An 11,892-nucleotide genomic window follows, 5' to 3' on the forward strand; every position below is an offset into this window, starting at 1 on the left:
TAGAGGAATTCTTTTACTGGATAGATAATACCTCTAAGTATATCAAGCGCGAAAATGAGGCAAGAAATGTCTGAAGACCTTGAACTTAAGTTAATATTAAAAGCAATTAACGAGACGACCAGACCTGTGAAGGAGGTCGTTGCCTCTATTAATGGATTAAGTGACACAGTTAAAAAATTTAGCCAGGCAATTGATAAAGCTAATTTTTCCAGAAAATTTCAAACAGAAAGTCAAAAATCTATCAGCGCACTTGAAAGGCTTAAAAAAGTTCTGAATCAGGTACAAAGTGCTGGGCAAAAAATGACTTTTGCCGGCGGTGGAATGATGGCTGGTGGTATCGGTGCCGGATATGCTTTAGGCATGGGTGATGCCATCAGAGATTCATTTATTATTGAACACACTCTGGCAACAATTAAAAATACTGCTAATTTATCTACTAAAGAAGTAAAACAGTTAAACGCTGAATTAGCCACATTGGCATTAATTACCAACCAGACAAAGCCGGAATTACTAGAATCTATTAGTTATTACACTCAAACTGGTATAACGGGACTTGAAAAACTTAAAGAAATGGCTACGCTATCAGGTAAAATAGCAACGGCTGAAAATAGTGCTATTCTGGACGTTAGTAAGACAACATTTGCAGCCACTGAAACACTGCATATACCTCTGGATCAATTACGATCCTCAATGGAAGGCGTAATTCAGGCTTCAAAAGAAGGAAATTTTGAATTTAAGGATATGGCAGGTTATTTCCCCTCTCTAGCTGCTAGTGCCTATGCTATAGGAATGAAAGGAAAAGATGCCTTCATTTCTCTAGCTGCTGCCGGGGAAGTAAGCAGAATGGCAGCCGGCACTTCCAGTGAAGCGGCTATTAACTTAGAAAATTTATTAATAAAGATGAAGCCCATTGGTGAAACACTTAGTAAGTTAAACAAACTTGAAAAAAACGGGCAAAAAGGACTTCTAAAACAGTGGCAGCAAGCAATGAAAGCCAAAGACCCTCTACTGGAAATTGCAAAAATTTTAGTTCAACTTAAAAAATCAGGAGTAGATGTTGGAGATATTTTTGCAGATACGCAGGCGCAAATGGCTGCTAATGCAATGGTTCAACATCTAAAAAAATATCAAGAGATCAAAAAGAAAGGTTTGTCAGCCAGTGGTGTTATTGATAAAGATTTCGGCGTAATGATGGATACTACACTTGAACAGTGGAAAGAATTAAAGACAACTATATCCAGTATTACTCAAACAGCTATTGGTCCGTGGCTTGAAGATATCAACAAAAACCTAAAAGCATTAAATGAAAATCCCCTGTTGGTAAAGGGGATATTCGCTGCAATTGTAAGTACAATTGGTATTGGTGCATTTATTGCAGGAACGGGTGTAATTATTAGCGGAATAGGGAGTGTCGGTACAGCGTTCACAGCAGTAAGTGCTGTAATCACAACGGTAGGTGCTGCTATAGGAGCGTCAAGTATTTGGGCGGGTTTGAGTACAATTTCTGTTATGCTAGGGGGTCTGTCTGGAATAGCTGCAATAATAAGCGGGCCTGTAGTGATCGGTATCGGTGCAATTATAGCTGTTTTAGGGGTGTTAGTCTACAAATATTGGCCAGCAATAGCATCATTTTTCAGAGGTTTTGGGGAAGGATTTATGGAAGCGATAGCACCCGCACTACCAGGATTACAAACATTGGGTAGTTTTTTGACCTCAATTATAAAAATGACTGGAATATTGATTGGTAAAATTTTCGGACTTGGCGCTCAAACAAACGACGGGTCAACAGAGATGAGATCTTTCGGCAAGGCAGTAGGTGGCGTCGTCGGTTTTGTTGTCAATCTAGTCGCTAAGATAGTGGAATTATATAATGCAATATTTCAAGTGAAAGAAGCAGTTGATGCAGCAAGCGCAGCTTTTAAAGCATGGGATCAGGAAGGCGCTGCAAAAGAAAGAGCGAGCAAAAGCGATGCTGCAACATTAGCAATACTAAAGAAAAAAGGCTACACCGCTATTCATGATAAAGAAGGTAGCATTGTTGGATCTAAAAAAAATAAAACCTCAAAAATACCAGGCCACGCCAGAGGTATTAAGAATTCTCCTGGTGGATTTGCACTTGTAGGCGAAAGTGGCCCAGAGCTTGTAAATTTACCCAAAGGCTCTGATGTTATACCGAATAGACAATCTCAGCAACTTATGAGTGGTTCTGGAGGAGTATTGTTAAACTACAATCCTACAATAAATTTGTCCGGCAACTCTCAAATTACTGAACAGCAGATTATGAATTTATTGTATAAGCATTCTAATCAATTCTTAAGGCTATTACAAAAAACTCAACAAAGACAGGCGAGGTTAGTTTACTAATGTTTGCAAAGCTTGGCGAAATAATATTTAAATTAATGACCGGCCCTGAAAGTCTTTCAATAGATAAAACTTATAATTATGCTGAACACGCTGTCATCGAAGGCAAGCCAAAACTTCAATACACCGGTGAAAGTCTTGAAGCAATTACCTTTTCTATTAACCTTCATTCAATCTTTTGCAACCCAGATACAGAGTTTGAATACCTTAAAACTGAAGCTGAAAAATATGAACCTCTGTCATTTGTTTTTGCTAACGGTAAAAATCTCGGCAAATTTGTTATCGAAAGCGTTAAAAAAGGACTTGATAAAACTGATGGAGAAGGTAATACCATCTCTATTAATGCTGAAATAAGCTTAAAGGAATGGGTAGAAACTGAAGAAATTAAATTCGCCAGGGAAAAAACGATAAAAATTAGTAAGGCTAAAAAAAGAGCTAAAACAAGCAGCGCTAAAAAGAAAGGACGCTCAAAATCATCAAAGCAAAAATTTACACCAACAGTTAATGTTGTTAATGGCCCTAAAGGTCCATTATTAAAACAAATTACCCGTCAGCCGGAGTGACCTCCGGTGGACTACAAAAGGGACTTTGTCCCTTACGCTCTTCGAGCTATCCCTAGATGAGGAAAATTATGAGTACTAATGCTGAATTTTTTGAATACACAACAAAGCAAGGCGACCGCTGGGATAACCTCTCCTGGGAGTTTTATGGTGATGCTAAAAAATATGAGCCCATTGTAGTTGCTAATCCTGATGTGCCCATTGTGCCAATATTAACCGCAGGAATTACTCTTAGAATACCTATCATTGATGAACTGACTCAATCTGATATTATTGCATCGGAGGATCTACCACCGTGGCTGCGTCCGGCATGATTGCCGGTGAACCACATAAGGGGCAAGCCCCTTACGCCACACTAAATGACGTTGTGGCTATCCCCAAAATAGAAGGAAAATATGAGTTTAAAAGTTAGAAAACCTGTATGGATTTTAGAATACGATCATAAAGATATTACAACCGAGATATCCCCTTTTGTTAATTCTGTGACCTACACTGACAACGAGCACGGCACTGCTGATGAGATCGAAATCAATGTTGAAAACTCTGATCTAAGATGGATAGATTCATGGTATCCAGAAAAAGGCGATATTATTAGTTTGATGATTGGCTATGAAGGTGAAAAGCTCCTTCCTTGCGGTAGTTTTGAAATAGATGAGTGTGAGGCAAATGGTCCTCCAGATACGCTCACAATCAGAGGTATAAGCACTAATATCACAAAAGCGCTACGACAAAAAAATACAAAAGCTTATGAAAACACATCTTTAAAACAAATTGCTGAAGAAATTGCACAAAAGCACGGTTTTACAATAGTTGGGAATGTGCAAAATATACAATTTAAGCGTAAAACACAGAAAAATATGACAGATTTGAGTTATCTTCGTCAACTGGCAGAAGAATACGGACAGGTCTTTAAAATTGTCGATAACAAGCTTGTATTCTATGAAATTGAAACTTTAGACGCAGCAAATACAGTTCATTCAATAGATAGAAAACAATTAAAATCTTATAGCCTGCGAGATAAAGCCGATCAAACCTTTAAAGCTTGTGAGGTTAATTATTTTAACCCCAAAACTAAAAAGCTTGTATCTGCGAGTGTTTCAACAAGTGAAACAAAAAAAGGCGATGTGCTGAAATTATCAGAAAGAGCCGAAAACAAAGCTCAGGCAGAGGCCAAAGCAAAAGCAGCACTAAAAAGAACTAATAACCTTAAAACTGAAGGCACATTGGAATTTGAAGGCGAACCAATTGTTGTTTCTGGATCAAATATAAACTTAACTGGAATGAAAAAACTCTTTGGCAAATATGCTGTTGTTAAATCAACTCATACGCAATTTAAAACTGATGGTTATTCCACATCGGTGGAGGTCAGAAGAATTGCTTAAGTTTGGTGTAGTTGTTGCTATCGATGAAGAAAAAGTTAAAGCTAGAGTAGAATTCCCTGATCTGGATAATATGGTTAGTTACTGGTTATCAGTAGGCCAGGATTTTTCGCTCAAAGATCAAGACTACAAAATGCCTTCCATAAATGAGCAAGTAGCTTGTTTAATGGATGAAAAGATGGAAGAGGGTATTGTTTTAAGAGCAATTTATTCTGATGAAGATCCTCCGCCAGTAACAGATGCTAATAAATTTCATAAAAAATATGAAGATGGAACCTGGATTGAATACGATAAAAAAGAACATAAATTAACAGGTAAAATCAATGGTGACATAGAGCTTGAGATTGAAAAAACAACAATAATTACTGCTAAAGATACAATTAATATCTCTTCAGAAAAAGATATCACCGTTCAAAGTGATACAAAGGTTGAAATAATTGCACCTGTTTGTAATGTTAATGCAACTGAAGGCACTGGAAATCTTGCACTGACAAGTAAATCTATGAGCTTATCGCCTGAAGAGTCTGTTGATGTATCTAACAAGAAAATAAGTAATCTGGCTCAATGCGCTGAAGATACCGATGCAGCAAATAAAGGCTATATTGATAATTTAATTAATGGTATTCAATTATTACCTGGCCCTCAAGGACCACCTGGGCCACAAGGCCCGCAGGGTGAACAGGGACCTCAAGGCGAGCAAGGAATTCAGGGCGAAACTGGTTTACAAGGACCTCAAGGCATTCAGGGTATTCAAGGAAATACTGGAGCCACAGGCGCAACCGGAGCACAAGGACCGGCTGGGCCGAATAATATTACAACATCCACAACGACTGATCTTTCAGGCATTATCAAAGGGAATGGTTCAAATGTTGCTGGTGGTGCAACAACAGCAGATTTGCCGGATAGCTCTGATAAACGATATTGCAGCGATGCTCAAAAGACAGTAATCTCAAACACAAGCGGAACTAATTCTGGTGATGAAACCCAGGCAACTATAAAAAGTAAATTAGGGGCTGCTACACCATCAGTAGATGGATATTTGTTGGCGACTGATTTTAACAGTATTCTTGACAACGCAAAAGGCAGAGTTATTAGTGAATTACACTCAACCCTTGGGTCTGCAAACATCAAAGGCTTATGGCTGGGCGATCAAAACGGAGCCTCTACAACGCTATATGACAGGGGCACACTTGCTCACAATACAACCTTGAGCGCAAATGGTTCAACGTTATCACCGAGTTATTCAGGACTTGCAAGATATTTAGATCTGACGAGTTCAGCATATTATCAAATAGCAGATCATGCAGACTTTACATTTATTGAGCCTGCAACGTTCAGTATCATTTCTCTTATAAATCCCAACAGTATGACCGGCACACAAAGCATATTTAGCAAGTCTGTCTCAACTACCGGTAGCACACAGATGGAATATAGATTTCAATTAAATTCCGGTAAACTTCAAGGAGTATGCTATGACGATTCAACCGCTGGTCAGATAGGACGTTCTTATAATACTGCTTTATCGTCAGATGTAGGTAGTTTTCATACCTATATAATGACAAAAGATACAGGGGCTACCGCTGCAAATATCAAACTATATAGGGACGGAGCTCAAATCGACGACACTAATGCTAATTATGGATCTTATACTGCAATGGAGGACAAGGCCGGCAATATTGGCAATTTTACACTTGACGCTTCAGGGAATAGATCTATGATTGGCAGCTTTAAATTAGGACTTATTTGTGTTTGTGCAGGTGTACTTTCTGCCGCTCAGGTCAAGCAAATTGATATGCTCTTACGTACTTACGCTGGAAATAACTTGAATTAGGTGACATTATGCCGATTAGAATAGATGAAATTAAATCTCTAGACTGGCAACAAAAGCTTAAAAGCTTTGGTGATGTGGTTGAGAATATTGACGATATTGACCAATGCATAGGCACAATAGTTACAACTCAAAAAGGCTCAAGACCTCACGAACCACTTTTTGGGACTGATTTATTGAAGTATATTGACCAGCCAATTAATATTGCTATTCCTGGTATTATTCTGGAAACTATTGATGCTGTTAATAGCTGGGAACCCAGAGTTACTGTAAAATCAGTAGATGTTTTAGAACTTACTGCAAATGGCCACGGATCATTAAGAGTGAATTGGAAGCTGAAAGATTACGATTTTGAAAGTTATACGGAGGTTAATTTAAAATGACCACCGGATTACCTGAACCACAATTCATATCAAGAAATATTGATCAAATAACTCAGGAAATGGTTGAGAAATTTGAGACTGATACCGATAGAACGCTTTATCCTGCTCAGGTTGAGCGTGTTTTTATTGATACAATTGCCTATAGAGAAAATCTTATAAGAATTGGCATTCAGGAAGCCGCAAAGCAAAATCTGGTCAATTATGCAAATTATCCGGCACTTGATTTTCTTGGCGAACTTGTCGGCTGCTATAGAATTATTCCTCAATCAGCACTTACAACCTTAAGATTTACTTTGAACTCAGCACAATCATTTACTGTTACTATTGCTGCAGGAACAAAAATAGATACAAAAGATGGCAAATACACTTTTGAAACTAAAGAAGCCTTGAGTATCATCGCAGGAAACACAACCGGAGATGTTATCGCTCAGGCAACTGAAGCTGGTGAAAACGCAAACGGATATATTGCAGGACAAATTACCGAATTAGTAGATGTAGTTGCTTATGTTGAATCTGTTAGCAATATTACAACATCTAATGGTGGCGCTGGCATTGAAGATGATGATTCATTTAGAGCAAGAATCAAGCTTGCCCCTGAAGCCTTTAATAATGCTGGCAGTAAAGGCGCTTATACTTATTGGTCAAAAACCGCACATTCAACAATTATAGATGTTGCAGTTAATAGCCCAACTCCTGGCAGCGTAGATGTATACCCACTTTTACGAACCGGTAATCCTTCAGAAGAAATTTTGGATCTTGTGGATGAAGTATTGCAAGAAGAGCGGGTTAGACCGTTGACTGATAATGTGACTGTTTTATCACCTGAGAGTGTTAATTTTACTATTTCGGCAACAATTACACTCTACAATTGGGTTGATCAGACAAGCGTTGAAACTCAGGTCAATACAGCATTAACTACTTATATTAATGCTTTAAAGCTATCATTAGGCAAAGATATAGTTCAAAGTCAGATCATTGATGTTATTCAAAGTATTTATGGTGTCTATAAAGTTGATTTAAGTCTACCAGTAACGACAGAGATAGATTTTAATGAATGGGCAAACGGCACAATTGGTACATTATCTTATGAGGTGCTCGATGAGTGATAGAAGATTAGTACCTGACGGAATAAAAGATCAATCAACGATTGAATACAATAAGTTGCTTGATAGAATCGCTGAGCTGGATTTATCAACATTATTGGTTTATATCATTGATAATGTTAATGCATCCGCTTTGCCACATCTAGCTGAACAGTTTCATGTTATGGGCAATGAAGGCTGGTTGCTGGCAGATACGGAAGCAAAAAAACGTTCACTGGTTAAAACTGCTATTGATAGACATCGCTACAAAGGCACAAAATATGCAATATTACAAGTCTTGGAAGTTCTAAATATGGAAGGCGGAGTGCAAGAATGGTTCGAATACGCCGGAGATCCATATTATTTTAAGGTTTTTGTAAATCTTTTTGACCGTGGCTTGGATGATAATACTGCCAATTTACTGTTGAAGCTTATTGAAGAGCAAAAAAACGTCAGAAGCTGGCTAGATGTTTTAATTATATATCTTTCAAACCTTTCGTATATACATATTGGCTGTATTGCTCAAATTGGTGAAACAATTGAAATTTTACCATACAGTCTTGATGAATTAGAGATTAGTTATGATGTTCCGAAAGTCGCTATCAATGTTAATTTAGGTGAAGTAATTACGATATATCCGGAGGCTGCATAAATGTCAGAAAATTTTTATATGAAGTTAACAAATATTGGGCTAGCTAAAATTGCAAATGCTGAAGTTACAGGTATTAAAGTACAAATAACAGAAGCTGCTGTAGGAGATGGAAATGGAGCTTATTATGAACCATCTCAAACTCAAACCGCTCTGGTCAATGAGGTTTGGCGAGGCTCTATTGAAACCGTAGAACTGCATCCTACAAATGAAAATCAGGTTGTTATTGAAGCTGCTATTCCTCCTGAAGAAGGACCATTCTGGATTCGGGAACTTGGTTTATTTGATTCTGAAGGCGATATGGTTGCGGTCGGTAAAGTTCCAGCTTCTGAAAAACCAGTTTATGATCAAGGCTCCACAAAAGATTTAAGATTAAAAGCAATATTGTCAGTAGAAAACGCAGATGTAATTCAAATTATAGTTGATCCGGCACTTGCCTGGGCCAGTCGGGATTATGTGGATGGCTTACCAAGAAGAGACTTAAAAATATTTAATGTTAACGATTATGAATATAATATTGCTAATACTCTTACCGCTGCGGGCGAAACATATTGTTATATTTATCATCCGCCTTATACTTATGCCCCTTCGGCAAATATTACTTATCCAGCTAATGTTGTGGCGGTATTTGCACCGGGAGCTATTCTTCAGCCAGCTACGGCTAAAATAGTTACATTTACAAATGATCCAATCTGGCAAGCTCCATTTATCGGCAGCAATGTAAGTCCAGTTTTTCAAAATCTGCTAGTTTTTAATCCTGATATGTTTATCGGCGCAGTCAAAGGTGGATTAGTCGATAGTACAGCCGCTTTTCAGAAAGCTATAGATACTGCAATTCTGCACGAAAATGCTGGTGTATATTTCACCGGCCATTATTTAGTTGGTAAATTAAAATTAAAAGCTGGATTAAAAATGGCTGGCGCTGGTTTACAAAGTCAATTAATCGCAAAAGAAGGAATAACCTTTGATGAAGGTGAAAGTTATGCAGGATTACTTTATACTACCGATAATGATACATTTGATAATGGTGTTTTAAGTGATTTTTATTTTAATTGCTCCAATTTACCAGTTGGGTTTTATGGTGTATTTGTTGAAAGTGCCAGTAACGCTATTTATCATAATCTCTATGGTTATAATAGTGAGCAAACATTGCTTTGCCTCTGGCATCAAACCAATTGTATTATTGATAAAAATATAATGGATACAACCAGAGGCCAAACAGGCGGAGGTATAGGGGTTACTGCAAGTTCCGAAAATTGTATTATATCAAATAATTATATAAAAAATACTAATGATAGCTCTATAATGTATGTTGTTGATTCAACAAATGGCACGATAGCAAATAACACAATTGACGGCACTGGTGCAAGTATTCATAAACCACCGGGTATTGATGTCTCAGGTGCAAGTAATGTAACTATTACTGGTAATGCCGTTCAAGGATGTACCTCTGCATATAGTTTAATAGATCAGGGTGAATATCCATCAACAAATATTACTGTATGCGGGAATACAGCAAATAATTGTACTTATGGTGTGCATAGTACCCCAGCATTAGGAGATCCTGCAACATATAGAGGTGGTTTTAATATTACTGGCAATACTTTCTACAATGTAAATAATTCAATAGTGTTATCTTCTGTTCAAAATTCATTAATAGCAGATAATGCGATTGTAGGTGCTGATAAAGCAATATGGATTATTGATTGTATAAATGTTAATCTGGCGAATAATGTTGGTCGTAATATACCGCCAGTTACTTATGTACGTGCGGATTCTACTTCTGGTCAGAACGTTTTAAATGTTGATGATGCCACCGTTGCAGTTAATGGTGACTATATACTTATTGAACCAGGTACTGTTAGAGAAGAGGGTAAAGTAATACAATCCAGAGATACTGTCAATAATACTTTTACGTTGACAACTAATTTAACTTACACTCATCAAGGCTCAGTCCACGGTGAGATTAGAGTGCTTAGGGGTACGGGAATTTGCCTTGGTTATAATGGTACTTCAGTATCCGATCTGATAAGCTTGTTAGGCAATAATATGTCTGGATATTTATATAACTACAGGAAACTTGGTACTGTAACCAATCTGAAGTGTAATCATAATGTCAATAATACTATTGCTAATGATCATGATGCCTTTAGTGCAGATTATAACGGTCTAACTAAATTATTTATGGGAACTACTAATTTATGGATTTATGACGGAAACATTGTTTATAAAGATGGAACACCTTCAAATGGACTTGATGGTTATACTATCTTAAGTAATCAGCATGGTACAAGTGCAAATAGGCCATCAACGGCTCAAATAGGATATCTATATTTTGATACAACAATTGGTAAGCCCATCTGGATGAATTCACTCGGCCAATGGGTAGATGCTACTGGAACACAAGTTTAATAAGTATAATTAGAAAGGATTTTTATGATAATTACAAATACTGAAATAACTACTAAATTAGCTTATTCCCCAAACGTTTTAAGGCTTGATTATTTAAATCAAAGTATCACTGCTGATTGTTACCGTTGTCTAGTGCTTGAAGATAATAGTCTAGCTGATAGAGAAACTCTTATAATTGATCCCATAACAGGTGAAGATTTTGAAGCCATACGAAATTTTATACCACCAGCTGGTGTAACAATAGGCGAAGTTCTAGAATTTTTAGTTTATAGTCGATTTGTTGCAAAAGATAATAGTTTCCCTATTTCTCCTGAACTTTTAGCTAAATTTCAGCAATAAAATTAATTAGGGAGATGAGTATTATGACAATTAATCCAACCATTAAAGAACTTGTAAAACTGTATCAAATCTATCTTCAAACAAAAGCTAACACTGATAAAGCTTTAAATGATTTAACTTTTGCTATCTGCAAACTTGAAACCGCACCTGATAATGAAGCTACGATTAAAGAAACAATTAAATTATTTAATGTTTTAGATGTAGCGTTAGATAATAATAATGCAATTTACAATAGTGTTGAATATGCAATTATGCAGTTAGGTAAAAAATTCAAACCATCGATTCAAAACAAAAATAGTATGATCTGGCCGATGGAAGGCGTAAAAGGATCACTTTTTGGGGAGAAAAGAAGGAATTCTAAAGGGCAAGTTTATTATCATACTGGCCAGGATATAAAAAATGTGCCAGCTACAGATAAAACACCAATTGTTGCAGCAGCGATGGGAACAGTAATATTCGCAGACATGGGCACAAATACGAACCACCACAATGGATACGGTTATTGTGTAGACATCAATCATGGTTGTGGTTTAGTCACACGTTATGGCCATTGCTCAGTATTGTTTGTAAAAACGGGTGATAAAGTTATTCCAGGGCAAAAAATAGCAATAGTCGGCTCAACGGGTCATTCCACCGGTCCGCATCTACATTGGGAAGTTATTGTTGATGGCAAGCCAGTAAATCCTCTACCTTATTTACCTTCTCGTTAAATACGATTTAAAGGGCGTTTAAATGCCCTTTAAATTCGCTTTTATTTGTATTAACATTTTGAAATTGGCTTGTCTATCAGTTTAGAGATAGGATTGTAAAATGTATTCTAGAATTTATTACTGATATAATGAGATAAGGCAAAGTTTTTAGCCTATATTTCTGAAAATCCAAAAGTGTCAAACCATCTG

11 protein-coding genes are annotated in these 11,892 nt (G+C 37.0%); all 11 read left to right on the forward strand.

Annotated features, from left to right (window positions below; all coding sequences use genetic code 11):
• Positions 1 to 66 precede the first annotated feature (66 nt).
• The 11 genes from HY817_01570 to HY817_01620 all read left to right on the forward strand — a co-directional run bounded on the left by HY817_01570 (position 67) and on the right by HY817_01620 (position 11,703).
• Complete coding sequence (locus HY817_01570; GenBank protein ID MBI4835927.1) at positions 67 to 2,364, forward strand: phage tail tape measure protein; 2,298 nt, start codon at positions 67 to 69, stop codon at positions 2,362 to 2,364.
• Entirely contained in the window at positions 2,364 to 2,924 is a 561-nt protein-coding gene (locus tag HY817_01575) for a phage tail protein (GenBank protein MBI4835928.1), read from the forward strand. The genes HY817_01570 and HY817_01575 overlap by 1 nt, the downstream gene beginning before the upstream one ends.
• 68 nt (positions 2,925 to 2,992) lie before the next feature.
• Positions 2,993 to 3,235 carry a tail protein X gene (locus HY817_01580; GenBank protein ID MBI4835929.1) on the forward strand — a complete coding sequence of 81 codons (243 nt, stop codon included), beginning with the start codon at positions 2,993 to 2,995 and terminating at the stop codon, positions 3,233 to 3,235.
• Between the two features lie 81 nt (positions 3,236 to 3,316).
• On the forward strand, positions 3,317 to 4,303 hold the full coding sequence (locus HY817_01585) for a phage protein D (protein MBI4835930.1): 987 nt from the start codon (positions 3,317 to 3,319) through the stop codon (positions 4,301 to 4,303).
• Complete coding sequence (locus HY817_01590; GenBank protein ID MBI4835931.1) at positions 4,215 to 6,131, forward strand: phage baseplate assembly protein V; 1,917 nt, start codon at positions 4,215 to 4,217, stop codon at positions 6,129 to 6,131. The genes HY817_01585 and HY817_01590 overlap by 89 nt, the downstream gene beginning before the upstream one ends.
• Positions 6,132 to 6,139: 8 nt before the next feature.
• Positions 6,140 to 6,511 carry a GPW/gp25 family protein gene (locus HY817_01595; protein MBI4835932.1) on the forward strand — a complete coding sequence of 124 codons (372 nt, stop codon included), beginning with the start codon at positions 6,140 to 6,142 and terminating at the stop codon, positions 6,509 to 6,511.
• Entirely contained in the window at positions 6,508 to 7,617 is a 1,110-nt protein-coding gene (locus HY817_01600) for a baseplate J/gp47 family protein (GenBank protein MBI4835933.1), read from the forward strand. Before HY817_01595 ends, HY817_01600 begins: the two co-directional genes overlap by 4 nt.
• Positions 7,610 to 8,245, forward strand: coding sequence for a phage tail protein I (locus HY817_01605; protein MBI4835934.1), 636 nt, complete (start codon positions 7,610 to 7,612; stop codon positions 8,243 to 8,245). The genes HY817_01600 and HY817_01605 overlap by 8 nt, the downstream gene beginning before the upstream one ends.
• Positions 8,246 to 10,654, forward strand: coding sequence for a phage tail protein (locus tag HY817_01610; protein ID MBI4835935.1), 2,409 nt, complete (start codon positions 8,246 to 8,248; stop codon positions 10,652 to 10,654).
• Positions 10,655 to 10,678: 24 nt separating this feature from the next.
• Positions 10,679 to 10,993, forward strand: coding sequence for a hypothetical protein (locus HY817_01615; GenBank protein MBI4835936.1), 315 nt, complete (start codon positions 10,679 to 10,681; stop codon positions 10,991 to 10,993).
• A gap of 14 nt (positions 10,994 to 11,007) precedes the next feature.
• Positions 11,008 to 11,703 carry a M23 family metallopeptidase gene (locus HY817_01620; GenBank protein MBI4835937.1) on the forward strand — a complete coding sequence of 232 codons (696 nt, stop codon included), beginning with the start codon at positions 11,008 to 11,010 and terminating at the stop codon, positions 11,701 to 11,703.
• Positions 11,704 to 11,892 lie beyond the last annotated feature (189 nt).

Source organism: Candidatus Abawacabacteria bacterium, from assembly GCA_016207805.1.
GTDB lineage: Bacteria > Patescibacteriota > Gracilibacteria > RBG-16-42-10 > RBG-16-42-10 > JACQZO01.

Bases quoted from the DNA above. Each gene is read 5' to 3' on its own strand.
- HY817_01570 (MBI4835927.1), top strand. From the start codon at position 67: ATGTCTGAAGACCTTGAACTTAAGTTAATATTAAAAGCAATTAACGAG.
- HY817_01575 (MBI4835928.1), top strand. From the start codon at position 2,364: ATGTTTGCAAAGCTTGGCGAAATAATATTTAAATTAATGACCGGCCCT.
- HY817_01580 (MBI4835929.1), top strand. From the start codon at position 2,993: ATGAGTACTAATGCTGAATTTTTTGAATACACAACAAAGCAAGGCGAC.
- HY817_01585 (MBI4835930.1), top strand. From the start codon at position 3,317: ATGAGTTTAAAAGTTAGAAAACCTGTATGGATTTTAGAATACGATCAT.
- HY817_01595 (MBI4835932.1), top strand. From the start codon at position 6,140: ATGCCGATTAGAATAGATGAAATTAAATCTCTAGACTGGCAACAAAAG.
- HY817_01600 (MBI4835933.1), top strand. From the start codon at position 6,508: ATGACCACCGGATTACCTGAACCACAATTCATATCAAGAAATATTGAT.
- HY817_01605 (MBI4835934.1), top strand. From the start codon at position 7,610: ATGAGTGATAGAAGATTAGTACCTGACGGAATAAAAGATCAATCAACG.
- HY817_01610 (MBI4835935.1), top strand. From the start codon at position 8,246: ATGTCAGAAAATTTTTATATGAAGTTAACAAATATTGGGCTAGCTAAA.
- HY817_01615 (MBI4835936.1), top strand. From the start codon at position 10,679: ATGATAATTACAAATACTGAAATAACTACTAAATTAGCTTATTCCCCA.
- HY817_01620 (MBI4835937.1), top strand. From the start codon at position 11,008: ATGAGTATTATGACAATTAATCCAACCATTAAAGAACTTGTAAAACTG.